Consider the following 26,424-nt stretch of genomic DNA (forward strand, 5'->3'; position numbering starts at 1 on the left):
GACTTCGCCGGGTTCGGTCCGCCGGTGCGCCTGCCCCAAAAGCCAGTCGCCGTGCCATGGGCGGCTTTCGAGGCCCCAGGCCGCCAGCCGATGGATATCCAGGGGTTGGACGCGCCGCCTGTCGCACCGGTATGAGTGCCGCCGCGGCCTCAATCCGGGCGTCCCCCCTTTTGGCTCAGCGAGCCGTGCCGGCACTCGGCATCAGGCGGACCAGCAAGGCCGCCACCGCCGAGCTGGTCGCGAGCACCGTCACCGCCACCCATCCCCACCGGGCGAGCACGAGGCTGCCGCTCGCCGAGCCGATGGCCATGCCGACGAACATGGTGACGAACAGCACCGCGTTGAGGCGGCTGCGCGCCGCGGGGTCGATGCCGAAGACAATCGTCTGATGCGCCACGAGCGTCACCTGGACGCCCAGGTCGAACCCAATGGCACTGCCCACCAGCAGCCACAGCCGCGCATTCGGCTCCAGCCACGGCGTCGCGAACATGGTGGCGAACGCGAGCGCGGCCAGTCCGGCCCCCAGGCGCGTCACCACCTCCGGACCGAAGCGGTCCGAGATGCGACCCGCCACCGGCGCACCCAATGCCCCCGCCGCGCCAGCCAGGCCGAAGGCACCCGCGGCCGCGCTGCCCAGGTGGAACGGCGCGCCATGCAGCATCACCGCGAGGGTGGACCAGAACGCGCTGAAGCCCACCGAGAGCAGGCCCTGCGCCAGCGCCGCCCTGCGCAAGGCGCCGTGCCTCCGCCACAGGGTGGCGAGCGAACCGAGCAGTGCGCCATACGAGAGCGTGCTGGTCGGGCGGAAGCGCGGCAGGCTCCGCCACGCCACCAGGCCGATCAGCGCCACGCTGGCGGCGGCAATCAGATACATGGCGCGCCAGCCGAAGTGCTCGGCGACCACCCCGCTGACGACACGTGACAGCAGGATGCCCAGCAGCAAGCCGGTCATCACCGTGCCCACCGTCTTGCCGCGCTCGCGCTCGGGAGCCAGCGTCGCCGCGGCGGGCACGATGTCCTGCGCCATGGTCGCAGTCAGGCCGACGGCGAAGCTCACCACCAGCAGCAGGCCGATGCCGGGGGCCAGGCCGCTCAGCAGCAGCGCCACGCTCAGCAGGGCCGCCTTGATGAGGATGATGCGACGCCGGTCGAAGCGATCTCCCAGCGGCGTCAGCAGCAGGATGCCCAGCGCGTAGCCGAGCTGGGTGAGCGTCGGGAGCAGTCCCACCGTGGTGTCCGAGGCGCCGATGGAGGACCCCATCACTCCCAGCATCGGCTGCGCGTAGTAGAGCGCGGCCACCGGCAGTCCGGCGCTCGCGGCCAGCAACAGGCGCAGGCGGCGCGACAGGGGCGCGTTGTCGCCGCTGCTCCCAGTCAGGGGCTGGGACGGACGAGCCACGGAAGCAGAGGCCACCTCGGGCAGGGGCGCGTTTCCAGCGGTTGCATGTACGGAACGAATGAAGGACACGGTGTTCCCCTCTGTGGTGCGAGTCGAGGTGAGTGTGTTCCTGGGGGAAGAGGGTCGGTAGTAGCGCACTCCGCACAGCGGTTATACGCTCAGCGCATGAAACCCCGCCCTTCCAAGCCTGGTCGACCGAGTGAGTCTCCGAGTCGGAACGCACAGCCCACGGCCGACCGGCTCGAGCTGATGCAGACCTTCCTCCGCATCGTCGACGCCGGGAGTCTGTCCTCCGCCGCGGCCCAGCTGGGCACCACGCAGCCGACGGTGAGCCGGCGGCTTCAGGCGCTCGAACGCTCGCTGGGGCTTCGGCTGCTTCAACGCTCCACGCATGCGATGAAGCTCACCGAAGACGGCGCCCGCTGCTACGAGCGCGCGAAGGAGCTGCTGGCCAACTGGGAGATGTTCGAAGCCGACCTGCGGGGCGCGAGCGACGAACCCGAGGGCACGCTGCGCGTCGTCGTGCCCCATGCCTTCGGGCAACAGTTGCTGGTGGAGCCGCTGACGCAGTACCTGAACCGCCACGCGCGGGTGTCGGTCGAATGGCTGCTGCATGACCGGGCGGTGGACTTCATCGCGGATGGTATCGACTGCGCGATCCACGTCGGCGAGGTGCATGACCCCAGCGTGGTGGCCATCCGGGTGGCCGATGTGCCGCGCATCGTCGTGGCCGCGCCATCGGTGCTCGCGAACGTCCCCGTGCCGACCCATCCCGACGAGCTGGCACGACTACCGTGGCTCTCCCTGCGCACGTTCTATCGCAACGAACTCTCACTGACCCACGCGGACACCGGCGAGGTCCAATCCATCGCCTTCAATCCCCGCATGAGCACCGACAGCCTCTACGCACTCCGGAGCGCTGCCGTGAGCGGGCTCGGCGTTGGAGTGGCCTCAGCCTGGGTGCTCCGAGAGGACATCGTGAGCGGCCGGCTCGTGCGACTGGTGCCACGCTGGCGGGCCGCACCGCTGCCCATGTACCTGCTCTACCCGTATGCGCGCTTCCATCCAGCGCGACTGCGCAGGTTCGTGGAGCTGATGCGAGAGACGATTCCGGCGGCCCTCGCGGAGGCGACGCACGGCGTATGAGCCAACCCAAGTCGGGCACGTCGCGAGAGTCCGCTCCAAGCGCGCGGACTCGAATGCCAGGGAAGGAGGAGGCCATGAGAACGGCCTCCTCCATTGACGAGAGCACTGCATGCACGCCTCCACATAGAAGACGTGCACCCAGCCCACGGCTATGCGCGAATCAGGGCGCCCACACCGGCCCGCTCGGAGTGACGGTCATCGACTGGACGCCAGCGCGCAGCGGCGCCTGCGTCACCGCGCCACTGGCGGCGTAGCCGAAGCTGCCGCCCGAGCTTGTAATCCCCTTCTCGAAGGTGACCGCAGCGCTCCCCCGGGTCGGGTGGACCATCGTCACCGTGTACGAAGTCGACGTCTCGTTGAGGGTGAGCTGGAGGTCCGCGCCACCCGTCACGGCCCTGGCCTGCACCACGTTCAGGAAGTGGCTCACCACCTGTCCGCTGGTTTCAATCTCCCCTCGGAACTGGCCGACCCGGTACGGGTAGGTGCCATCCTGACGAATCGGACCGCGTTCATCGATGACCCGCCGGATCGGGCTGGCCGGCACCAGCGTGCTGACCCGCAGGGCCTGGGTTCCACTGGTCGCCGCCCAGGTGTTGCCCGTGAGCACGGGGTTCGACGGGAAGTGGATCAAGAACGTCTTGTCCACCGATGCGTCATTCTGACCGCTCTCCACCCGGTCGAACACGACGAGCGTCTCCAGCGGACGGATGAACAACGTCTCGCGCACCACCCTGCCGGCGTAGGGGTTGCCGACCTCCGCCTCGCGGTGGGCCCACTCGTCATTCACGTCATACACACCCGTGAGGTCGACAGCGGCGTAGTTGGCCACCGCCGACGACGAGAGCCGAAGCATCTGCGGCACGTGGTGGTAGTAGCCGACAGTGCCCATGCCCTCGAACAGGAGGGTGTTGTGCGCCACCGGCGACTCGGTGTCGACCGCCGCGCCACCCGCGTAGCCGACAATCGAGTCCGCATAGCCCACCGTCTCACGGGCCAGGAACTCGCCGGCTCGCCACAACTGGAAGTTGCCGGCGTCACGGTGGGCATGCCCCGCGTTGGCGGTCTGCCCGAACTGCAGGTTGATCATCGTCGCATCGGACGCCCACGACGTCTTGGCATACACCATGCCCAGCCCGCGCGCGTGATAGTCGAGCGGCAGCTCGGCGAGGTCCCTCGAAGTCACCGCCGCCACCGAGGCGCTGTAGACATACCGGACCAGACGGTCGTCAATCGGATGTCCCGTGAGCTCCAGGAAGCGCTTGGCATAGCCCGCGATGGGCTGGTCCGACCACTCCTCGATCAACGGCGCGAAGTAGCTGCCCAGCGTGGTCTGCGAGGTGTTGTTGGTATCCCACCGGTCCAGCCAGCGCTCGTCGTCATTGAACGGGAACGTCTCGAACAGCTGGAACTGGCCCCTCCGGCTGAGTCCCGGCGTGGTCGAGTAGATGGACCAGAAGACCGACTCCATGAAGTAGTCCGTCTGGTTCCACATGTCATGCCCATGCAGGCCGAGCGAGGTGAACGGCACCGTCATGTAGCCGAACGTCCGGCGGCCGTACGTCGACCCCTCATGAGGGGCACCGCCCGCGGCGCCTCCCTCCAGATACGGCAGCAGCGAGAACCGCCAACGCGACTTCATCGCGTACTGCAGGAGGTTGTTGGCGTACGGCTGGTTCTCATGCCAGCTCGCGATGGCCCACAGGAGCGAGTTGCGGAAATAACCCGTGTAGTAGTTGTTGCCCTCCATGCCCAGACCGCCCCACGGATTGTCATTGAGTGCCTGGATGACGAAGTTCCAGCGGGTCTCCAAGGTCGTGCGTTCGGCCGGCAGCAGGTGGGCGTAGCACCAGTCATAGGTGAGGATGATGCCCTCGCCGAACCAGCGCGCCGGGTCGCTCGACACCGTGTTCTCGGTGATGGGGATCTGGGTGGCCACCGCCCAGTCAATCGCGGCGCGGCACGATGCCGGGGTGCTGGTGATGAGCGAGTGCATCGCGGCATCGATGGCCTGCTCAGGCCCCTGCACGACAGACACCGGTGTGTAGGGGTTCAGCGCGAAGTACGCCTGGGCGCGAGCCAGCCGGGCGGCGGTGAACCAGAGCCGAGGGTGCGCCACCGGGATGGGGAGCCCCACTGGGGGCCCGTTGGCGATGGTGAGCGTGATGGGCGCCGACGTGGTGAGATTGCCAGCGCGGTCCCTCGCCACCGCAGTCACCGGGAAGGTGCCATCGCCGACCTGCGTGGTGTGGACGCTGATCCAATAGGGATAGGTGAGGTCCTCGCTCCCGACGTTCTGGCCGTTCACCTTCAACTGGACGCCGGCGATCCTCACGTTGTCCTGCGCGTCGATCTTGATCTGGAGGGTGCCACCCACTGTGACGCCACTCGCGGGCGAGACAATCTGGACCTGCGGCGGACTGGTGTCGGGCGGTGGCGCGCTCACGGTGATGGAGACCGGTGTCGAGACACCGACGTTGCCAGCCGCGTCACGCGCCACCGCCCTCAACTGCCGGGTGCCGTAGGGCTGCAGCGTCTCGGTGTCGAGCGCTACGGACCAGGGCGCGGCCAGGTCCGCGTCGCCCACCTGGACGCCGTCGAGCTCGACGTGCACCCGGGTGACGCCAATGTCATCCACCGCGCTCATCCGCACCGTGAAGGGCCCGCTCACCGTCTCGTTGGCGATGGGCGTGGTGACCTGGACTTGAGGCGGGCCCGTGTCGACGAGCTCGTTGTCGATGGTGATTCGCACGGGGGCGGAGGTGGTGAGGTTGCCAGCGGCGTCGCGCGCGTGCGCGGTCAGCACGTGGTCACCGTTGCGGAACTGGGTGGTGTTCAGCTGCGAGGAGGAGAGGTTGCGGCCGTCGATGCGAAGCTGCACGTTCGTCACGCCGACATTGTCGCTGGACGTCACGGTGATTCCGACCAGACCGTCCACCGTCGTGGCACCGACGGGCGAAGTAATCGCCACGGTGGGAGCCGAGGTGTCGCTGGTCGGCGTGGGCGCGGTGTACTCGATGGTGAGGACTGGCCGGCGCTCGGGCTGGGTCGCCAGGCTGGAGAACACCTTGGCCACCTTGCCGACCTTCGAGTTGGCCAGCATCACCCCCTGGTTGGTGGAGGGGTCATCGACCCACGACTGCACCACGGCCACGTCGAGCGGCACGTCATGCACGCTGACGATGCTCGGAAACGTGGTGACCTGGAACGACGTGCCGGCGACCAGGTCCGTCCCCTGCCCCACTCCGCCCAGCCGCTCCCACTCGAGGCCGTCATCACGGAACTGCCAACCCAGACCCGCGGCGAGATAGCTCCAGGGCGTCTGGACATACGAGCCGCGAATCGCGAAGTCGTCGGTATAGGTCTCCACGGCGAACCGGAGCGTCGCGCTCTGAACCACGGACCTGGCGGGCACGCCGAGCTGCGGGAAGCGCAGCAGCGCTTGAATCTCGTAGTCCTCGGTCTGGAAGACGCCCATCAGCGGGCTATTGCGGTACGCCGCGCCGTTCGGAGTGATGCCCTGACTGGTGAACTCCACCGCCTCGGACACGGACACCGTCGACGTCACCGCCTGCCGTACGGTCCCCGTGCGAAGCTCCTGCTCACCGTCCTTCGCACACCCGGCGATGGCGAGCATCGCCACCCACAATCCAGCCATGCCACTCATTCTTGGGGTCATGGACTGACGCCACTAGCGCACCGGCAGTGTGGCAGTCCATCACACCCAAGGAAACACGGGTGACCCTGAGCCTGACTTGTCTTGGATTGGTGGAAGAATACGTCCCTACTTGAGGGACGCCTTGAGAACGGCAGGGCACATGGGAGCGGGCTTCTTCGCTTTGGGATTGGCTCCGGCGGTTCGCTTCGCCACCTGCGTGTCTCCAGCCACGCTCCACACTCGCGCGAGGTGGTCATCCCCAGCGCCCGCCAGCAGACGACCATCCGGGCTGAATGCCAGTGCGGCGAGCCGCCCTTCGTAACGCAGCGAGGGCAGCTCACTCCCCGTCTTCACGTCCCACACCCGCACGGAGGCCATCAGGGCTGATTGCCAGGTCGCTCACCCGGGTGCGCCGGCCTTTGAACTGCCTGAGCCGCTTCCCCGAAGTCACATCCCACACGGAGTAGAGATTGAACCGTGCGTCCTCTCCGGTCCAAGCGGCGAGGAAGCGCGCATCGGAGCTGAACCGGTGGAAGTTGGCGCGCATGGTGAGGCTGGACTTCAGCCGGCCGGTGGCCACGTCCCACACGCGCAGCCGGTCGTCACTGGCCACGGTGATGAGCCGTTGGTCATCATTGCTGAAGGCCAGGGCGTAGATGGGGGCATAGGTGCGGCTCTCGGCGGAGGCGCCGTGAGGCAGGAGCTGGGGTTCCTTGCCGGTGACCGCATCCCATAGACGGACGGTCGCGTACGCCTCTCCGGTGGCGATGTACCGGCCCCTCCTTGGCTCCGCGCCTCACGCTACCACGAGAGGCTTGGGCATCAGTTACGGAGAGGCAACAGGCGTCAGCGCTTCCGGTCCGGGCGCATCAACCACCACGGCGTCTCCAGCGTGTTGGACTCCATTCGGATGCCTGGTGCCCGGCGCACGGAGTCCCAGAAGCGGCGACCCAGCGCCTCGTCGAGGATCTTGAAGTCACCCGCCTTCATGCGCGCCTCCAGGAACGGCAGGTAGGCCCCCACCGCCTCCGGGCCCGCCTGCTGGAAGATGATGTCGCCTCCGTACTCGCGGTGCAGGGCGCGCTGGAGCTTCCACGAGAGAACCATCGAGCGGGCCAGCATCTCGGACTCCTCCGCCGCGAGGGAGGGGTCCTCGTCCGTCTCCTCCGAGAAAGCCTTCACGAGCTGCTCCGACGACTCCAGTTCGGTCTGAAGCGACTGGCGCTTCGCGGGCGGCAGGTCCACACGTCGGAGTTCCTGGCGTCGTCGTTCGTTGTCTTCCTTTTCCCGGGCGATGAGTTCCTCTTTGTGCCGGGAGAACGCACTGATGTAGTCCTGAACCTCCTGCTTCGTGGGCTCCAGGCCCTTGTATCGGGCGTAGTCCTTCAGGAGCGGGCCCAGCACGAGCCCCATGAGCCGCTGAACCTCGTTCATGGATTCCCAGCGGGCAAAGTCCTCCGGCTTCCGCGCCGCGCGCTCGGACTGACGCGTCTTGTCGTCCGAAGCCAACGCCGCGCGGGGAATCTCGCGGCCCAGGACCACGGCCACGGGCTTGTCGGCCTCGGAGGGTTGCTCGGCTTGAGCGTCATGCAAGGCCGCGAGGGTGAGGAGTCCGCCGAGAACCCAACCGCCGATACCGTTGAAACCCATTCGCATGTGCGGGCCTCCCAGGAAGGGGCCGACAGCGGCCCGGATATGGGCATTGCATTCAGTGTACCCGTCACGGCTCCGGGCAGAGGGTGCAACGGCTTGCACACCTGGGCAGGCTTCCAACGACAGGTGTGCATCGAGTTTCACACGAACCTGGGCATGGGTCAGCGGAGGATGCGCGGCTCAGAACGACTGCCGCAGCAGTGCCTCCACCGCGGGTTTCCGCCCCGGGCTCAAGCGCAGCCGCGTCCCATCTCGCAGGACCACCACCCAGCCCTTGTCCACGTCGGGCTCCAGCTCCCGGATGCGGTTCACATTCACCAGCGTGGACCTGTGCACGCGAACGAAGCACTTCGGGTCCAGCAACTGCTCCACGCGGTTGAGCGTCTCGCGCAGCATCGGGCTGCGGCCTCCCGAGTGCAGCACCACGTAGTTGCCCTCCGCCTCGCACCAGTCCAGCTCCGCCACCGGCATGAGCAACACCTTGCCGTCCGTCTTCACCGCGATGCGCTCCAGATACGGCGCCTCGGAGGAAGACGTCTCCTGCCCCGACGGTGCCGGCGTCCGGTACGTCTCCAGCAACGCCGACAGTCGCTCCAGCAATGCCCTGTCCTTCCCCGTCGCCCGCTGCTTGCGCGCCTTCTCCAGCGCCTCGTTGAAGCGCACGTCGCTGAAGGGCTTGAGCAGGTAGTCGAGCGCATTCGCCTCGAATGCCCGCACCGCGTAGCGGTCGAACGCCGTCACGAAGATGACGGGTGGCATCCGCTCCGGCCCCACCTCTTGCAGCACCTCGAAGCCATCCACCTCCGGCATCTGCACGTCCAGGAAGACCAGGTCCGGCCGCTCGCGGAGAATCGCCTCCACCGCCTCCTGCCCGCCCTCGCACTCCCGGATGGACGTGACGTCGGGCGCCCGCGCGAGCAGGTGCTTCACGTTGTCCCGAGCCAACGGCTCGTCATCCACCACCAGCACTCGCCAACCACCTTCCACGGTTGCCCCCTCAAGCCTCGAACACCACGAACGGCAACTCCACCCGGGCAATCACACCCCCGCCTGGCGCATTCTCCAGCGTCAGGCCATACCGCTCGCCATAGAGCTGGCGAATGCGAGCCCGGGTGTTGGCCACGCCAATCCCCGTGCCCCCTGCCCCACCCGCTCGAAGCCCGGGCCCATCGTCCCGCACCTCGAGCACCAGCCGGTCTCCCTGGCGCATGGCCCGCACCCACACATGCCCCCGAGACACACGCCGCGAGGTCCCATGCTTGATGGCATTTTCGACGAGCGGCTGGAGCACGAGCGAAGGAACCCGAGCAATCAATGTCTCCGCCTCCGGCTCCAGGTGCGACTCCAACCGTCGACCGAACCGAAGCTGCTCGATGCCCAGGTAGCGACGAACCAGCTCCAGCTCCTCGGACAGGGGCACCTCATGGTCCCCGCGCCCCTCCAGACTGGCCCGCAGCAGGTCCCCCAGCTCCACGAGCGCGTCGACCGCCTCCGGGTTGCGTGACTGGCGCACCAGGCCCACCACGGCGTTCAACGTGTTGAAGAGGAAGTGCGGATCCAACTGGGCACGCAGGGCCTGGAGCCGGGACTCGGCCAGCCGCGCCACCAACCGCGACTCCGCCAGCTCACGCTCTCGCGCCCGGCGCGCCGCGCTCAACGCGGCCCAGGCCGCGAGAAAGAGCAGATACTCGAAGGACCCCAGCGCCCCTCGCTCCAAGAGGAGCCCTCGCAGCCCCTCGCTGAACGACACGCCGCCCGCATCCCACTGTTCCAGCCACGAGCGCGCCAGCGCGAGCAGGAGCGCATGCAGCAGCACGAAGCCACTGCCGAGGGCCACCAGCAGGCCCAGGTCGCGAACCCTGGGAGCCGCATCCCGAGTCACCCGGACGAATGTCGCCAGCATCAGGGGCCCCAGGAGCGCCCAGACGCTGTAGGGCACCATGGCCAGCGCCAGCTTGAAGCCGAACGCCGAAGGCTCGCGGGCATACGCCCCCACCGCATGAGGCAGCGCGGCGAGCAGCCCCACGGCCATGCCGAGCAGCCACAGGCGCCCGGGAGACAGGGCACGCGTGGCGAGCCCCGCCGGGCCTCGAGCGTCCGTCACCTCCCCCGGGTTCACGGCATCGCTCGCGGCCACGGCGAAGCAGCGTAGCGGAAGCGCCTGGTTTCGAGAGCCCCCCACGAAGCGAAACAGCGCCTTCGGTTATGCTGCTCGCGCTCCGTGAACAGGACCACTCCGGGCCACGAGCCCGATGAACCCCGCCCGCCGTCTCCTCCCTCGTCCCAGGTGCGCTCCGGCACGCTGTACGCCTTGGACGATTCACCCGACACCGCACCTCCGAGCCAGCCCGCGCGAGGCGCCCGTATCACGGTTATCGGCACCGCCTTGCTCGTGGCCCTGGGACTCGCCATCCCCGGCGTGGCCGCGTTCCTGCTCCGTCCCGCGCCCACGACACCCGCCCCAGCCGCGCCGACCGCGAACACCCCTCCGTTGCCCGAGGTCAGGCCCCCTGCCCTCACCGGCCCCGTGCGGGTCTGCGTGCTGAAGTTCCGGAACCTGAGTGGAGACACCTCGCTCACGCCCCTGGAGCTGGCCCTGTCCGAAGCGGTGGTCACCGACGTAGGCGACCAGCCCGGGATGCGACTCATCGAACGCGGGCAGTTGGACCTGCCGATGGAGGAGCAGGACTTCACGCAGGGCGCGCGGGTGGACCCGGAGACCCGGGCCCGGCTGGGCCGAATCGTCGGCGCGGAGGTGGTGGTGCTCGGCGGCTTCCAGCAAGCGGGCGGCGTGCTGCGCATCGCCGCGAGGTTCGTCCACGTGGAGACCGGCGAGGTGCTCGACACAGCGCGCGTGGAAGGGCCCGTGAGCAACTCCTTCGCGGTCCAGGATGCGCTCGCCGCCGAGGTGCGCGCGCTGCTGCCCCGCCTGCCCGGGAGACTGCGACCATGACCGCGCCCCGCTGGCTGCTGCTCTTCCTCGCGTGCTCCCACGTGGCGCTCGCGGCGGAGCCCACGAAGCCGCCGCCAGGGCCCGCGGCGGTGATGCCGTTCCGCAACCTCAACACGGACACCTCGCTGGACTGGCTCGCGCGCGGCATGACGGAGACGCTCATCTCCGACCTGCGCGCCAGCGGTCGCATCCAACTGGTGGAGCGCGAGCAGCTCGACGCCGCCCTCGCGGAGCTGGATCTCCAGGAGCGACAGCAGTCCACCGAGTCGACGGCGGTCCGCGTGGGCCGCCTCGTCGGAGCCCGCACCGTGGTGCTGGGCAGCATCCAGCGCGCGGAGCAGCAGGTGCGCATCAACGCGCGCTTCATCGACGTGGAGACCGGCGTCGTGCTGGACACGGCGAAGGTCACCGGCCCCGTGGACCGCATCTTCGCGCTGCAGGACCAGGTGGCGTCCCGGCTGCTCGGCTCGCCCGTGAAGCCGCGCGTGAAGCGGCCCTCGGGGCGAGAAGCGGTGCTCGCCTTGGAGACCTATGGACGGGCGCTCGCGGCCCCCACCGAGGACGAGCGCGCGTGGCTCCTGCGCGCGACGCTGGCGGGCTCCCCTGGCTTCGAGTACGCCCGCGAGGAGCTCTCCCGTCTGGAGAAGCGGCTGGCCGAGCACGCCCTGCGCGCCACCCCCGCCCGCGAGGCTGCCGACGCGGAGCTGCGGGCCACGATGCAGGACCCCAAGCGTCCCTCGGAGGAGCGCGCCTCGGCCGCGTTGCGGTTGTTGGACGCGAACTACGCCCGAGGGCGCTGGCGCACGCTGGTCCGGGACACCGAGCGAGTCCTCCCGTTGGGACTTCCCCTGTATCAACTTCGCCTCCCAGCCGAGACGGCCTTGTGGTTTCGCTTCATCGCGTTCGGCAAGCTCGAACAGTGGGAAGCCGAGCGGGACGCCGGAGACACCTTCCTGCGGACCTATCCCCAGAGCGTCCTGGCCGAAGCCGTCGACGCCATGATGCGCGCCTCCGCCCTGGTGCGAGCCTCCGAGGAGCGAGCCCTCAAGGATCTGCGCGAGCGACTGGCGAAGGAGGCGCTCCATGCGGCCCAGCGCATCGCGGACCTCGAGCGTCAAGGCAAGCCCACCGACACGGTGAGGCGGGAACTCGACTACCACCGCTGCTTCGCCCCCAGCACCAGTCACCTCCACCACCAGGCCCTGCTGGCCTGCCGCGCCTACTATGAGCTGTGGGGCAACGGCGCATCCGCCATCGAGAAGCACCACACCCGGGGCGCCCGGGAGTCGGAGATCTTCGCGCTCGTCCGACTGCGCCGCCATGCCGAGGCGCGCGAGCGGCTCGCCGCGTACCGCGCCGCCGACCCCGAGGGTGAACAAGCCAGCTTCGCGCGAGAGCAGGTGCTCAGCATCCGCCCAAGCGACGAGGAATGAAGGCGCGGCACCCGGACCGCGTGCCGCGCCTCCAGCCCCCTGACTACGGGGCGATCTTCGTCAGGAACGAGTCGGGGGCACCCTGCAGCGTGTTGCCCTCGAAGTTCCCGTCCAGGTAGCCGCCGACGTACATGTTGTCGTCCTGGTCCACCACGACACCCATGCTGCGCACGTCCTTCTCCACGCCGCCGAGCACCGCCGTGGGCTGCTGCTTGATCCACTGGAGCGCGCCGGAGTAGTTCACCTTCGCCACGTAGTTGTGGACCATGCCGCCCGTGGTGTCGGACGTCAGCGTCACGTCCGCCACCGCGCCGCCCGTCACGTAGATGCCGTCGTCATGGGCGAAGATGCCCATGCCCCACGAGCCCGAGCCCGAGTCCAGCTCCCACACCCACTGCTTGACGCCCGCCGGGTTGAACCGCGCGATGAAGACGTCGATGGCGGGAGTGACGTTGGGCACGCCGTCCATGCCACCGCCGCTGTAGCCCGTCAGGTACACGTTGCCGTTCACATCCACCGTGGAGCCGTAGAGCCACACGGACGTGGCGGGAGCACCCGCGAGCCGCGTCCACTGCTTCACGCCATCCGCGTCGTACTTGGTGATGAACGCATCCTGAGGGCCCGTGAGCGTCTGGCCGTCCAGGTTGCCGTCCGTCCAGCCGGAGACGTAGACGTTGCCGGAGGTGTCCGCGGAGGCCCGCCGCGCATGGGTCGTCTTCCCCGCCACGCCCAGCAGACGCGTCCACTGCTTCACGCCCGTGGCGTTGTACTTGGTGACGAACGCATCGTAGTTGCCGGTGCGCACGTTGCCGTCCAGGTTGCCGTTGGTGGAGCCCACCAGGAAGGCGTTGTCCGACGAGTCGATGGACACGCCGTAGCCCTCCGTCTGCGCCCCCGAAAGGCCAATCTGCCGCGTCCAGCCGAACACGCCGGTGTAGCGGTACCGGGTGATGAACGCATCACGCCCGCCGCTGCTGGTGGCCCCAGGCAGCGCGCCGTCCGTGAAGCCCGCGACGTAGATCTCCTCGAACGTCCGGTTGCGAGCGACGCCGTAGCCCAGGGTGACGGTGCCCGGCGAGCCGAGCTGCTTGTGGAAGTTGATGTTGCCGTTCCAGTCGCGCGCCGTGAGGAAGCCGTCCATCAAGCCCGCCATGGGCTGGCCCTCCACGCCCACCGTCGTCATGCCCGTGGAGTAGGTGCGGCCCGCCGGGTCGCCCGCCAGGTCATGGATGCGGGTGAAGCCCCCCGGAGCGCCGGACGTCTTCGTCCACACGTCCGCCACCGTGGGGAACGCGTCACACTGGTACAGCTCCAGCTTGCCAATGGACAGGACGACGATGCCCGCGCGGGAGTCGTTGTCGTCCGACACATTCAGCCGGTACTTCTTGTAGTTGCCGGGATGCGCCACGTCGTACTCGCGACGCTCGTTGGTCCAGCCCGTCACGTTGGTGCGCGTGTCCACCACCACCCAGGTGCTGCCGTTGGAGCCCTCCAGCGTCCAGTTCTTCGGGGCGCGCGTGGTGATGGAGCCGTTGGAGTAGCTGATGGCGTAGCGACGCACCGACTTCATCACGCCACTGCCGAACTCGTAGCCCAGCCACGCGGGCGTCACATTGGCCGTGGAGAGCCAGAAGGTGGTGGCGTTGTCGAACGCCTTCCAGGGCTCGTAGGCGGCTGGATTCGAGCCGTACACGCCCGAACTGGTGACGAAGCCCGACGGCGCGCCGTTGCTGGTCATCACCGGCACCAGGCTGACGCAGTTGTTGAGCTGCTGCTCCTGGCTCCCCGGCGCCTCCGTCGGGCCGTCATCGCCCGGCTCCCCACCCTGGCAGCCCACGAGCGCCAGCGCGCTCGCCAGGAACATTCCTCGTACCGCGTTCAAGAATCTCATGGTGTCTCCTCCTCGCGCCGCGAGCGCGAAAGTGCGCGCGGCCTTCCGGCGGCCCGTGACTCCAGGCCCCCGGTGGAACGGGAGATACCGACCCCAGGCCGGACTCCGGCGCGGGATGTGACGAAACCGCCCTGGCGAGGGACGAAACCGCCTCACCCGGGGATGAGACCTGAATCACGGTTCATATTTTCTGGCGCATTGCAAGCCGGCCCGTTTTGCACGCGCTGCGTCGAAAGAATCGGTCTTGCTCGCGACGAACCAAACCCATTGAATCGCGCCCATGAAATTCCTGCGTGAGCTGCGCTCGGTCCTGAACCTGACGGTGCTGGTGGCCGGGCTCGGCTACTTCGTCGACCTCTTCGACATCACGCTGTTCGGCGTGGTGCGTGCCGCGTCGCTCCGGGACATCGGCATCACCAGTCCGGAGGAGGTGCTGTCCAAGGGCATCCTCATCTACAACTGCCAGATGGTGGGGATGATGGTGGGCGGCCTCTTGTGGGGCGTGCTCGCCGACAAGCGCGGCCGGCTGTCGGTGATGTTCGGCTCCATCCTGCTCTACTCGTTCGCAAACCTGGCGAACGCGTTCGCCTGGGACGTGACGAGCTACGCGGTGTTCCGCTTCCTGGGCGGCGTGGGCCTGGCGGGCGAGCTGGGCGCGGCGATTACGCTCGTCGCCGAGTCGCTCCCCAAGGAGAAGCGCGGCCTGGGCACCACCATCGTCGCCACGCTCGGCATGCTGGGAATCGTGGCGGCGGCCTTCGTGGGCCAGCACCTGCACTGGAAGACGGCCTACTTCACCGGCGGCATCATGGGCCTGGCGCTGCTGTTCGCCCGCTTCAAGGTCTCCGAGTCGGAGCTCTTCACCAAGAAGACGGACCCGTCGCGCGCCAACCCCTTCCTACTGCTCCAGGGAGGCCGGTTCCTCAAGTACGTCTGCTGCATCCTGATTGGCGTGCCCATCTACTTCACCACCGGCATCCTCTTCACCTTCGCGCCGGAGCTGGCCGCAGGCCTCAACGTGCAGGGCACGGTGACGGCGGGCAACGCCATCCTCTATGGCTCCATCGGCCTGACGATTGGCGACCTGCTCGCGGGCTTGTTCAGCCAGTGGCTCAAGAGCCGCAAGCGCGCGGTGGCGCTGAACCTGGTGGGTGGGTTCCTGCTGATGCTCGTCTACGGGCTCGTCCCGGGGCTCACCAGCACCACGGTGTACATCCTGAGCTTCCTCATCGGCATCATGGTGGGCTACTGGGCGGTGCTGGTGACGATGGCGGCCGAGCAGTTCGGCACCAACATCCGCGGCACGGTGGCGACGACGGTGCCCAACTTCGTGCGAGGCTCCGCGGCCATCGCCGCCAGCGGCTTCGCCGTCCTCAAGGGCTACATCTCCGTGCCCATGGCGGCCATCACCGTGGGCAGCATCTGCTTCGGGCTCGCGCTGCTCGCACTCACGCGAATCGAGGAGACCTTCCACCGAGACCTCGACTTCGAGGAGACCGCGCCGGACGCGGCCACCGAGGCCAGCGCGCGCTCCCAGCCCTCCTGACGTGTCCGGCCTTCAGCCCTTGCGGGCGCGCACCCGCATGGGCATGCCTCGCTTGGGCACGAAGGTCAGCCGCGTCTGCCACTCCACGGGGTTCTTCCCCAGGTACTCCACGTCGCACTGCTGGAGCAGCGTGGCCAGCGTCTGCACCGTGTCCACCTGGGACATGTGCTGGCCCACGCAGATGCGCTGGCCCGCCCCGAAGGGCACGTAGGCGCACTTGTGCATGCCCGCCAGGCGCTCCGGCAGGAAGCGGTCCGGGTCGAACGTGTCGGCGTCCTTCCAGTGGTCCGGGTGCCGGTGGATGGCGTACGGGCACATGAGGAGGTTGGTGCCCTTGGGCAGCAGCACCCCGCCCACCTCCGCCTCGTCCGCCGTCTCCCGGAGGATGGTCCAGGCGGGCGGGCTCAGCCGGTTGATCTCCTGCACGACGCGGTTCGTGTACGGCAGCTTCGCCACGTCCTCGTACTTGGGCGGCTCGCTGCCACAGACAGCGCTCACCTCCTCGCGGATGGCGCGCGTCACCTCCGGGTGCTGCGTGCAGGCGTGCACGGCCCACGTCAGCGAGGTGGCGATCATCTCGAAGCTGGCGCCGAAGAGGTTCACGATTTCGTCGCGCACCTGCGTGTCTTCCATCGGCTCGCCCGTGTCCCGGGCCCGCGCCTCCACCAGCGCGGACAGGAGCGTGATGTCCCCCTCCTGCGCCCCGCGCTCGCGCCGCCGTCCCAGCCGCGCGTAGATCCACCCGTTGACGAGCCAGAGCGCCATGCCGATGCGGTCGATGTTCGGATCCAACCGGGGCAACACCTTGTAGTACAGCGTGCCCCAGGGGCCGCGCCGACGACCGAACACGTCGATGGCGTCCATGATGCCCGCGAAGAACTCCTCGCGGGGGACCTCGTCGAAGCACGTGCGCCACATCACCGCGAACATCAGGCGGGCGGCCTCCGTGTACATGTCGAAGGATTCGCCCTGGGCGCCCAGGGCCGTCCACCGCTGCAGCGCCTTGGCCAGCTCATCACTGAAGATGCCCGACCACTGCCGGACCTTCTCCTTGTGAAACATCGGCTGAACCATGTGTCGCTGCCGCTTCCACAGCTCCCCCTGGCTCACGGTGAGCCCGTTGCCGTTGAAGGGATTGACGATGCGCGGCTTGGGGAAGGCCTGGGGCTCGTCGATGAGCACCCGCTTCACGTCCACCGGATTTCTCAGGAAGGCAATCGGATAGCCGTAGACGCGAACCAGGGACACGTCGCCGTATTCGGCGTGGAGCTTGTTGGCCAGGGCCAGCGGCTCCTGGAGCATGGGAAAGAAGCTTCCCAGCACGGGCAATCCCCGAGGGCCGGCCTTGCGGCGCGCGGAGGGCGAGGGAACAGAGGTGTCCATGACCCCGATTTGTTCCGGTCGCCTTGCCACCGTCAAGCCCTGCACTGACTTGAAGCCGACGTCCCGCCAGGGGCCAGTTGCGCCGGGAGGGCGAAGCGCCCTATCCCCTTCCCCAAGCCATGGCCTCCACCGACCTCAGACCCATCCAGAAAGTGCTGTGCGCCAACCGCGGTGAGATCGCCATCCGCGTGTTTCGCGCCTGCAACGAGCTTGGAATCCGCACCGTCGCCATCTACAGCGACGAGGACCGGACGCACGAGCACCGGCACAAGGCCGACGAGGCCTACCGCGTGGGCCACGGCAAGCGCCCCGTGGAGGCCTACCTGGGCATCGACGAAATCCTCGACGTGGCGGAGCGAGCCGGCGTGGACGCCATCCACCCTGGCTACGGCTTCCTGTCGGAGAACGCGGACTTCGCCGAGGCCTGCGAGCGCCGGGGCATCCGCTTCATTGGCCCCAGCTCCGCCGTCGTGCGGACCATGGGCGACAAGGTCGCCGCCAAGGCGCTGGCGAAGCAGGTGGGTGTGCCCACGGTGCCGGGGACGACGCTGGAGGGTGACGACGCCCAGGTGCTGAAGCGCGCGCGGGAGTTCTTCGCGGAGCACGGCGGCCCGGTGCTCGTGAAGGCGGCGCACGGCGGCGGCGGACGCGGCATGCGCGTGGTGCGCGAGGAGAAGGAGCTGGCGGCGGCGCTCGACTCGGCGCGCTCGGAGGCGAAGAGCGCCTTCGGCTCCTCGGCCGTGTTCCTGGAGAAGTTCCTGGAGCGGGTGCGCCATATCGAGGTGCAGCTCCTGGGAGACCTGCACGGGCAGCTCGTCCACCTGCACGAGCGCGACTGCTCCGTGCAGCGCCGGCACCAGAAGGTCATCGAGATTGCCCCCGCGCCCAACCTGGCCCCGGCGCTCAAGCGCGCCATCTGCGACGCGGCGGTGCGGCTGGCGAAGGAGGCGGGCTACAGCAGCGCCGGCACGGCGGAGTTCCTCGTCGGCGACGACCACTTCTACTTCATCGAGTGCAACGCGCGACTCCAGGTGGAGCACACCGTCACGGAGCAGGTGACGGGCGTGGACCTGGTGCAGAGCCAGATTCGCATCGCGGAGGGTTATGCGCTCGGCTCGCCCGAGGTGGGCATCCCCTCGCAGGAGTCCATCCAGCCACGCGGCTTCGCGGTGCAGCTGCGCGTCACCACGGAGGACCCGTCCAACAACTTCATGCCGGACGCGGGCGTCATCACCGCCTGGCGCGCTGCCACCGGCTTCGGCATCCGGCTGGACGGCTCCAACGGCTACACCAACGCGCACATCTCCCCGTTCTACGACTCCATGCTGGTGAAGGTCATCGCCTACGCGCCCACGTTCCAGGGCGCGGTGATGAAGGGCCAGCGCGCCCTGCGGGAGTTCCGCATCCGCGGAGTGAAGACCAACCTCCCCTTCCTGGAGAACGTGCTGCACCACCCCGCGTTCCAGGCGGGTGAGACGTACACGCGCTTCATCGACGAGACGCCGGAGCTGTTCCACCTGGTGCCTCGCCGGGACAGGGCCAGCAAGCTGCTCACCTATCTGGCCGAGGTCATCGTCAACGGCCACCCCACCATCAAGAGCCACCAGCGGCTCAAGCCCACCCAGTTCATGGAGCCGCGCCTGCCGGTGGCGCCTCCCGGCCCCCCGCCCCGAGGCACCGCGCAGATCCTCGCGGAGAAGGGCCCTCGCGGACTGGCTGAGTGGGTGCTCGCACAGAAGCGCGTGCTGCTGACGGACACGACGATGCGGGACGCGCACCAGTCGCTGCTGGCGACGCGCATGCGCACCCGGGACGTGCTGCGGGTGGCTCCGGCCACGGCGCACCTGGCGTCGGACCTGTTCAGCCTGGAGAGCTGGGGTGGCGCGACGTTCGACACCGCGTATCGCTTCCTCAACGAGGACCCGTGGGCGCGGCTGCGCGCGCTGAAGGCCGCGGCGCCCAACCTGCTGCTCCAGATGCTGCTGCGCGGCGCCAACGCCGTGGGCTACACCAGCTATCCGAACAACGTGGTGGAGGCGTTCATCGACGAGGCGGCCGAGGCGGGCGTGGACGTCTTCCGCATCTTCGACAGCCTCAATGACCTGGGCAGCATGGAGGTCTCCATCCGCCGCGTGCTCCAGACGGGCAAGGTGGCGGAAGTGGCCATCTGCTACACGGGCGACGTCGCCAACCCCAAGCGCAAGAAGTACACGCTCGACTACTACGCGGACCTGGCGAAGCGCATCGAGGACTCGGGCGCGCACTTCCTGTGCATCAAGGACATGGCGGGCCTGCTGCGTCCGCGCGCGGCGGCCATGCTGATGGACCGGCTGCGCGAGGTGACGAAGCTGCCCATCCACCTGCACATGCACGACACCGCGGGCAATGGCATCGCCAGCTACCTGGAGGCGATTGAGCACGGGGTGCACATCGTCGACGTGGCCCTGGGCAGCATGGCGGGCCTCACCAGCCAGCCCAGCCTCAACGCGCTGGTGAGCGCCCTGCGCGGCCACCCGCGTGAGACGGGGCTGGCGAACGCGCGGCTCCAGCCGCTCGCCAACTACTGGGAGGATGTGCGCGAGTACTACGCCCCCTTCGAGAGCGGCCTCAAGAGCACGACGAGCGAGGTCTACTACCACGAGATTCCGGGCGGTCAGTACTCCAACCTCCGGCCGCAGGTGGCGGAGATGGGGCTGCTCGGCCGGTGGAACGACGTGAAGGACGCGTTCGCGCTGGTCAACGTGCTGGTGGGCGACATCCCCAAGGTGACGCCGTCGTCGAAGATGGTGGGCGACTTCGCCATCTTCCTCCTGAAGAACGATTTGATGGTGCGCGCGCCCACGCTGGCGGAGGCCGCCACGCTCACGCACGCGAAGCTCATCGCGGAGGCGCCCCGGCTGGACTTCCCCTCCAGCGTCGTCGGCTACTTCCGGGGCGAGCTGGGCCAGCCGCCCAACGGCTTCCCCGAGGACCTGCGCGCCGCGGTGCTCAAGGGCCTGCCGCGCGTGGAGGGCCGCCCGTCCGCGAGCCTCCCCGCGTTGGACCTGGAGGCCCTGCGCACGGAGCTCTCGAAGAAGACGGGCCAGGCGCTGTCTCGCGTGGACGCCATCTCCAGCGCGCTCTATCCGCGCGTCATGGCGGGCTACCTGGACGACGCCGCGCGCTTCGAGGATGTCTCCATCCTGGACACGCCCAACTACTTCTACGGCATGGAGGTGGGACAGGAGATCTGGGTGGACCTGGAGCCGGGCAAGACGCTGGTCATCAGCCTGTCCGCGGTGGGCGAGCCGGACGACGACGGCCTGCGCACCGTCTACTTCGCGCTCAACGGCCACAACCGCACGGTGCAGGTGAGGGACCGCAGCCGCGCGGCTCGCGTGGAGTCGCGCCGACAGGCGGACCGCGCCAACCCCAACCACGTCGCCGCGAGCATGCCGGGCACGGTCATCGCCGTGCACATCAAGGCGGGGGCCGCCGTGGAGGCGGGCGCGCCGCTCGTCACGCTGGAGGCGATGAAGATGGAGACGGTGGTGCGAGCGCCTCGCGCGGGCACCGTCGCGGAGGTCGCCACCACGCTGAAGGGCTCGGTCCAGGGCGGAGACCTGCTCGTGGTGCTCCAGTAGGGCCGTGAGAAGGAACAGCGGAACGTTGAGTGTGGGCGCGGCCTTTGACATGGTCGCGCCCCATGAAGCGTGCACTCCTGTCCTTCCTGGCCCTGGTCTCCTGCGCCACTCCCTCCGCGACGTCGCCGTCGGCCTCGGAGGCCTCCGCGTCCACCCCGCCCCAGACGCCCGCGCTCCCGGAGGAGGTCCGGCTGGCCGACCTGCGGCAGATGACCTTCGGTGGTGAGAACGCCGAGGCCTACTGGGCCTTCGACGGCAAGCAGCTCTCACTCCAGGCCCGCCACGAGGGCATGGGGTGTGACCGCATCTACCGCATGGCGGTGGACCCCGCGAGCGGCGCCGCGGCGACGGTGACGCCCGTCTCCAGCGGCCAGGGCGCAACGACGTGCGCGCACTTCCTGCCCGGCGACCAGGAGGTCATCTACGCCTCCACGCACCTGGGCGGCGAGGCGTGCCCGCCCAAGCCCGACCACTCGATGGGCTACGTCTGGGCCCTGTACGACACCTACGACATCTTCAAGTCGAACGCGGATGGCAGCGGGCTGACGCGGCTGACGGAGACGCCGGGTTACGACGCGGAGGGCACCGTCTGCGGGAAGGATGGCTCCATCATCTTCACGTCCGTGCGGGACGGGGACCTGGAGCTGTACCGGATGGACCGCGACGGGAAGAACGTGAAGCGGCTGACGCACACGCCCGGTTATGACGGCGGCGCGTTCTTCAGCGCGGACTGCTCCAAGATTGTGTGGCGCGCGTCGCGTCCGCAGCCCGGCAAGGCTCTGGACGACTACCAGGGGCTGCTCAAGCGCGGCCTGGTGCGGCCGACGAAGCTGGAGCTGTACGTGGCCAACGCGGACGGCTCGGAGGCGAAGCAGATCACCTGGCTGAACGGCGCCGCCTTCGCGCCCTTCTTCCACCCCAATGGCCGGCGCATCCTCTTCGCCTCCAACCACGGAGACCCGAAGGGCCGCGAGTTCGACATCTGGGCGGTGGACGTCGACGGCGCCAACCTGGAGCGGATTACGCACGCCCCGGGCTTCGACGGCTTCCCGATGTTCTCGCCGGACGGCAAGTGGCTGGCCTTCTCCAGCAACCGCGCCACCGCGCAGGGCAAGACCGACACCAACCTGTTCATCGCCCGCTGGGTGGACGACGCGAAGCCGGCCTCGGGGGCGCCGTCGGCCGCCGCGGACCGCATCCGCGAGGACGTGTCGTTCCTCGCCGCGCCCGCGCAGGAGGGCCGGGGCATCGGCACGAAGGGAATCGACGCCGCGGGGGGACTCATCGAGACGCGGTTCCAGGAGCTGGGCCTGACGCCCGCGGGCGACACCGGGACGTTCCGGCAGGCGTTCCCCGTCACCACCGCCGTGCAGCCGGGGGCTGGGACGCAGGTGCGGCTCGGGAAGACGGTGCTCCCGGCGGATGCGTACACGGTGCTCGGCTTCTCCGGGCAGGGACAGGCGCAGGGCGCGCTGGTGTTCGCCGGCTACGGAGTCGTCGAGCCGACGCTCAAGGTGGACGACTACGCGAAGCTGTCGGTGAAGGGGAAGATTGTCGTGGTGCGCCGCTTCGTGCCGGACGCGCCCGAGTTCTCCGACACGGACAAGCAGCGGCGCTTCGGTGACCTCCGCTACAAGGCCTGGCAGGCGGCGCAGCGGGGCGCGAAGGCGCTCATCGTCGTGGACTGGCCGCAGGCTCCCACGCCCGCGCCCAAGGAGTGGCAGATGCCTCCCGAGGCGACCCTGCCCGCCCTGCATCCCGAAGGCGTGGGCGACGCGGGCCTCCCTGTCATCGTGGTGAAGCGCGCGGCGATGGAGCCGGTGATGGGGGCGCTGCTGGCGCGCAAGCGCGTGGACGCGCAGGTCGACGTGAAGCTGGAGTTCGAGCAGCGCTCGGCCTTCAACGTCGCGGCGGTGCTGGAGGCTGGCGAGGGCAAGCTGCCGGGTACGATTGTCGTGGGCGCGCACTATGACCACCTGGGCTTCGGCGGACGGGGCTCGCTGATGCCGGACCGGCACGAGCCGCATGTGGGCGCGGATGACAATGCCTCTGGCGTCGCGGCCATGTTGGAGATTGCCCGCATGCTGAAGGAGCGCCGCGCGGAGCTGAAGCACGACGTGCTCTTCCTCGCGTTCTCCGGCGAGGAGACGGGGTTGCTCGGCTCCACGCACTTCACCCGGCAGCGAGGGGACGCGGGGATGAAGCAAGTCACCGCGATGCTCAACCTGGACATGGTGGGACGGCTGCGGTCCGGTGGGCTGTCGGTGCTGGGCGCCGAGTCCGCCACCGAGTGGGGCCCGCTGCTCGCGCGTGCTTGCGACGAGGCGCGCGTCACCTGCAACCCGAGCGGTGATGGGTATGGCCCGAGCGACCACTCGCCCTTCTACGCGGCGGGCGTGCCGGTGCTGCACTTCTTCACGGGAGCGCACTCGGACTACCACAAGCCCACGGACACCGTGGAGGGCATCAACGCGGTGGGTACGGCACAGGTGGCGCGCATCGTGTCCGCCGTGACGGTGGGCCTGGATGGGACGACGGCGCTGACGTACCGCAAGGTCCCCTCCCCTACGCCGCGTGGAGACCTGCGCAGCTTCAACGCGTCGCTGGGCACGGTGCCGGACTACGCGGGCCCGCCCAACGGACAGAAGGGCATGTTGCTCGCGGGCGTGCGTGCGGGAGGCGCGGCGGACCAGGCCGGCATGCTGCGCGGTGACATCCTCGTGCGGTTGGGCAAGCACGCCATCAGCGGCGTGGAGGACCTGATGTTCGTCCTCAACTCCTCCAAGCCCGGCGAGACGGTGGAGGCGCGCGTGCTGCGTGAGGGCAAGGAAGTCCCGCTCCAGGTGACGTTCCAGGAGAGCAAGCGCCCTCGGTAGGTACACCAGGGGGGCTCCAGAGAGCTCCAGAAGCCGAATCACAGAGCGGGCCCGGATGGCGTTCCAGCAGGACGCCCCGGGCCTGCGGTGTTTCCGCCTCGCACGAGGAACTCGCGAACCACCGAGCCGTCGGTGCGGGTTCCCACGATGGATGCCGTGGCGCCGGAGTCGCTAGCGTCTCGGGATGCGAATGCAGACCGATGAGCTCTGGCGCCGTGGTGTCCTGCTGGCAGTCGTGGTGCTGGCCGCGTGCAACGCGGGCGAGGCTGAAGAGGGGGCGCTGTCTCTGGAGAGCTCCGAGGCGGAGCTGTCCTGTCAGGTGTCGCGGCAGTGCACGACGGCCCCTGCTGTGTCCTGCAGCTCCGCGAACGGAGTCTGCAGCTCGGGGGCGGAGAACGGCGGCTGGGTGGAGTGTGACGCCGCCCGGACCTACTGTCCTCCGGCGTGTACCTGTGGAAGCACCCGCCATGTCGAGGAGGCCGGGGGCTATGGCTTCAACTGCGCCCAGGCCTATGGCAAGGCGAGTGAGCATGCGGAGAGACGGGCAGCCAGGATGTGCCCGGCCGGGGCCTGCAACCTGATTGAGACCCAGGTGGCGTGTGACTTCCTGCCAGAGGAACCGTTCCCCGACCAATACACCGCGATTGTGTCCCTGGAGTTCTCCTGCAAGGAGCCCGCGAACTGCCGATAAGGCAGGGGGCGGTACGGGGCACTGAATGAGCTTCTCCGGGGTGATGGCGCCGGACGCAACGACAAACACCTGAAGCTTGCTCATGTGGAAGCCCTCTCCGGCAGGTCTTCGTGCGGCTTCTCAAGAAACGAGGTTCCAGCAGGAGTCAATCACAAGCACCCACAGCATAACACTGGCGCCTGCACAATGATTTACTTCCCGCGCGTATGATAGCGGGCACGTCAACGCGCCCTTTCACCACCACAGGAGTGTCACGATGAACAGTCGTTCCGCCACGCTGTTGCTCGCTCTCGTGTGCCTCACCGCCCTGCCCCAGGCAGCGTTTGCCCAGTCGGACGATGGTCCCTTCTTCAGCAAGGCGCATCTGGTGGGCCACTGGCAGAACTCGCCGGAGTCGGCCGCCCTCGAGATCTCCCTCAATGCGTTCACCGCCTATACGCGGATCGGCTTCGGGCCTGCCCTCCGTATGGACTACTTCAGGTGTCAGGACGGCCTCATCCGGACCGATTGCAACCAGCTCCAGGGCCCCTTCGTCGTGGACTGGCAGCTCAGCGGCTACCTGAACGCGTCGCCGGGCGCCAACCACCTGCACGTCTATCTGGATGGCAATGTGTTCATGACTGGCTTCGGTCCGCTCTTCGGCACCTACTCCTACCGGACCTGCTACGGCGACACGAGCCCCTTCGGCTATGGCGTCAACAAGTACATCCTGATGCAGTCCGGCTCGAACATCTACGGGCCGGTCCCCGGCCTGTCGTGCCTGCCGCGACTGTAGCCCCGAGGCAGTGAGCGCTCGGAGCCCGGTGGACAGGGCTCCGAGCGTCACGCATTGGAGACACATGCGTGACAGCGGACAGACACCATGCGCATCAGGCTCTCCCGCGGACCGCGGCCTCGATCTTCGCGATGTCGATCTTTCGCATCGTCATCATCGCGTCCATCGCACGCTTGGCCGCCGCCTTGTCGGGGTGGGTCGTCGCATCGAGCAGCACGCGCGGCGTGATCTGCCACGAAAAGCCCCAGCGGTCCTTGCACCAGCCGCAGGCGCTCTCCGCGCCGCCATTGCCGACAATCGCATTCCAATAGCGGTCGGTTTCTTCCTGGTTCTCTGTCACCACCATGAAGCTGACCGCCTCGTCAGGCTTGAACGTCGGCCCGCCGTTGAGCCCGACGAAATCGCGGCCGAGGACGGTGAACTCCACGGTCAATTCGTCCCCCGCCTTGCCGTCGGGAAAGTCGGTCGCGGCTTCGTGGGCCGGTCCGACGCGGCTGTTGGGGAACACGCTGGCGTAGAATTCCGCCGCTTTGCGCGCCTCGCCATGGTCGAACCACAGGCAATTGATAATCTTCTCCGCCATCTCACTTACCCTTTCCTTGCACCGACCAGGGCGAACACCGCGCCTTGCGGATCGACCCCGTTCATCGAGAAATCGCCGCCGGGGATTTCGTTCGGACCGTTGAGCACCCGCCCGCCCTGGGCCTCGATGGCCGCCTTCGCCGCGTCGATATCGGCGACGCGGAAATAGTGCAACCAGGTGGGCCCAGGGGCGCCCGGCATCATCGGCATCACCGCGCCGATCATGCCACTCCCCATGGTGCCTGCGCTTCGCCGCGAGGGATGGCTCAGGAACTCGTATTTGCCGAGCGGCCCCATCTCCATCTCGCCGTCCTTCACCCAACCGAAGTTCTGGCTGTAGAAGCGCAGGGCGGCTGCGGGGTCGGAGGTCATCAACTCGTTCCACGCGCAGTGCCCGATGCGCTTGCGCTCATAGGAGAAGGCGAGGCTCTCCTTGTCCTCCTGGCCCGGCGGCGGCTTGGGCGTCATGACGTAGAAGACGGCGCCCTGTGGATCGGCGACCATCGCAAAGCGCCCCTGAGGGATCTCCGTGGTGGGCATCCAGACCTTGCCGCCGAGCTGTTTGATGGAAGTGAGTGCCTGCTCGACATCGTCGACCGCGACATAGCCCAGCCATGCGGGTCGGGCGCCGTGCCGCAGCATCTCCGCGGACAGCGTCAGCATGCCGCCGACCATGCCCTCGGAACCTTCGATCATGGCATAGCCGGGTTCACCCCCCGACGCCCCAATCGTCCAGCCAACAACCTTGGAATAGAAGGTGCGGGCGCTGTTCGCGTCGGGAGTCATCAACTCGTACCAGATGAAGTCGCCGTGCATGT

At 68.4% G+C, this 26,424-nt stretch carries 19 protein-coding genes; 8 read left to right on the forward strand and 11 right to left on the reverse strand.

Annotated features, from left to right (window positions below; genetic code table 11):
* Positions 1-175: 175 nt before the first annotated feature.
* A complete protein-coding gene (locus LZ199_RS04320) occupies positions 176-1,399 on the reverse strand; it encodes an MFS transporter (protein WP_323389159.1) in 1,224 nt (407 codons plus the stop codon).
* 249 nt (positions 1,400-1,648) lie between these two features.
* Here LZ199_RS04320 and LZ199_RS04325 point away from each other — a divergent pair, with 249 nt between their 5' ends.
* Positions 1,649-2,545, forward strand: a complete 897-nt coding sequence (locus tag LZ199_RS04325; protein ID WP_253992359.1) for a LysR family transcriptional regulator — start codon at positions 1,649-1,651, stop codon at positions 2,543-2,545.
* Between the two features lie 160 nt (positions 2,546-2,705).
* On the opposite strand, the gene LZ199_RS04330 is transcribed toward LZ199_RS04325, so the two are convergent.
* The 6 genes from LZ199_RS04330 to LZ199_RS04355 all read right to left on the reverse strand — a co-directional run bounded on the left by LZ199_RS04330 (position 2,706) and on the right by LZ199_RS04355 (position 9,990).
* Positions 2,706-6,200, reverse strand: coding sequence for an Ig-like domain-containing protein (locus tag LZ199_RS04330; RefSeq protein WP_253992360.1), 3,495 nt, complete (start codon positions 6,198-6,200; stop codon positions 2,706-2,708).
* Between the two features lie 126 nt (positions 6,201-6,326).
* Positions 6,327-6,554, reverse strand: coding sequence for a hypothetical protein (locus LZ199_RS04335; protein WP_253992361.1), 228 nt, complete (start codon positions 6,552-6,554; stop codon positions 6,327-6,329).
* A complete protein-coding gene (locus LZ199_RS04340) occupies positions 6,538-6,969 on the reverse strand; it encodes a WD40 repeat domain-containing protein (RefSeq protein WP_323389231.1) in 432 nt (143 codons plus the stop codon). Before LZ199_RS04340 ends, LZ199_RS04335 begins: the two co-directional genes overlap by 17 nt.
* 77 nt (positions 6,970-7,046) lie before the next feature.
* Positions 7,047-7,856 (reverse strand): hypothetical protein, encoded by an 810-nt coding sequence (locus LZ199_RS04345; RefSeq protein ID WP_253992363.1) that lies wholly within the window; start codon positions 7,854-7,856, stop codon positions 7,047-7,049.
* A gap of 177 nt (positions 7,857-8,033) precedes the next feature.
* On the reverse strand, positions 8,034-8,840 hold the full coding sequence (locus LZ199_RS04350; RefSeq protein WP_253992364.1) for a LytR/AlgR family response regulator transcription factor: 807 nt from the start codon (positions 8,838-8,840) through the stop codon (positions 8,034-8,036).
* A gap of 10 nt (positions 8,841-8,850) precedes the next feature.
* Positions 8,851-9,990 carry a sensor histidine kinase gene (locus LZ199_RS04355; protein ID WP_253992365.1) on the reverse strand — a complete coding sequence of 380 codons (1,140 nt, stop codon included), beginning with the start codon at positions 9,988-9,990 and terminating at the stop codon, positions 8,851-8,853.
* 84 nt (positions 9,991-10,074) lie between these two features.
* On the opposite strand from LZ199_RS04355, the gene LZ199_RS46615 reads away from it, so the two are divergent.
* Positions 10,075-10,806, forward strand: coding sequence for a CsgG/HfaB family protein (locus LZ199_RS46615; protein ID WP_253992366.1), 732 nt, complete (start codon positions 10,075-10,077; stop codon positions 10,804-10,806).
* Positions 10,803-12,239: a FlgO family outer membrane protein gene (locus tag LZ199_RS04365; RefSeq protein ID WP_253992367.1), complete on the forward strand. Its 1,437-nt coding sequence runs from the start codon at positions 10,803-10,805 to the stop codon at positions 12,237-12,239. Before LZ199_RS46615 ends, LZ199_RS04365 begins: the two co-directional genes overlap by 4 nt.
* Before the next feature lie 43 nt (positions 12,240-12,282).
* On the opposite strand, the gene LZ199_RS04370 is transcribed toward LZ199_RS04365, so the two are convergent.
* Positions 12,283-14,130: an SBBP repeat-containing protein gene (locus LZ199_RS04370; RefSeq protein WP_253992368.1), complete on the reverse strand. Its 1,848-nt coding sequence runs from the start codon at positions 14,128-14,130 to the stop codon at positions 12,283-12,285.
* Positions 14,131-14,410: 280 nt separating this feature from the next.
* Between LZ199_RS04370 and LZ199_RS04375 the strand changes: the two genes are divergently transcribed.
* Positions 14,411-15,676 carry an MFS transporter gene (locus LZ199_RS04375; protein ID WP_253992369.1) on the forward strand — a complete coding sequence of 422 codons (1,266 nt, stop codon included), beginning with the start codon at positions 14,411-14,413 and terminating at the stop codon, positions 15,674-15,676.
* A gap of 12 nt (positions 15,677-15,688) precedes the next feature.
* Here the strand turns inward: LZ199_RS04375 and LZ199_RS04380 are convergent, their stop codons facing one another.
* Positions 15,689-17,059 (reverse strand): cytochrome P450, encoded by a 1,371-nt coding sequence (locus LZ199_RS04380; protein ID WP_253992370.1) that lies wholly within the window; start codon positions 17,057-17,059, stop codon positions 15,689-15,691.
* A gap of 119 nt (positions 17,060-17,178) precedes the next feature.
* Between LZ199_RS04380 and LZ199_RS04385 the strand changes: the two genes are divergently transcribed.
* The 4 genes from LZ199_RS04385 to LZ199_RS04400 all read left to right on the forward strand — a co-directional run bounded on the left by LZ199_RS04385 (position 17,179) and on the right by LZ199_RS04400 (position 25,024).
* Entirely contained in the window at positions 17,179-20,682 is a 3,504-nt protein-coding gene (locus LZ199_RS04385) for a pyruvate carboxylase (protein ID WP_253992371.1), read from the forward strand.
* Positions 20,683-20,744: 62 nt separating this feature from the next.
* Positions 20,745-23,558 (forward strand): M20/M25/M40 family metallo-hydrolase, encoded by a 2,814-nt coding sequence (locus tag LZ199_RS04390; RefSeq protein WP_253992372.1) that lies wholly within the window; start codon positions 20,745-20,747, stop codon positions 23,556-23,558.
* A 190-nt stretch (positions 23,559-23,748) separates the two neighbouring features.
* Positions 23,749-24,249: a hypothetical protein gene (locus LZ199_RS04395; RefSeq protein WP_253992373.1), complete on the forward strand. Its 501-nt coding sequence runs from the start codon at positions 23,749-23,751 to the stop codon at positions 24,247-24,249.
* A gap of 256 nt (positions 24,250-24,505) precedes the next feature.
* Positions 24,506-25,024, forward strand: coding sequence for a hypothetical protein (locus LZ199_RS04400; RefSeq protein ID WP_253992374.1), 519 nt, complete (start codon positions 24,506-24,508; stop codon positions 25,022-25,024).
* 94 nt (positions 25,025-25,118) lie between these two features.
* Here the strand turns inward: LZ199_RS04400 and LZ199_RS04405 are convergent, their stop codons facing one another.
* Together LZ199_RS04405 and LZ199_RS04410 are read right to left on the reverse strand one after the other, a co-directional pair.
* Positions 25,119-25,607, reverse strand: coding sequence for a VOC family protein (locus tag LZ199_RS04405; RefSeq protein WP_253992375.1), 489 nt, complete (start codon positions 25,605-25,607; stop codon positions 25,119-25,121).
* Positions 25,608-25,612: 5 nt separating this feature from the next.
* Positions 25,613-26,422, reverse strand: a complete 810-nt coding sequence (locus LZ199_RS04410; protein WP_253992376.1) for a VOC family protein — start codon at positions 26,420-26,422, stop codon at positions 25,613-25,615.
* Positions 26,423-26,424: the final 2 nt, after the last annotated feature.

It is taken from the genome of Myxococcus qinghaiensis (assembly GCF_024198215.1).
Taxonomy (GTDB): Bacteria; Myxococcota; Myxococcia; order Myxococcales; family Myxococcaceae; genus Myxococcus; species Myxococcus qinghaiensis.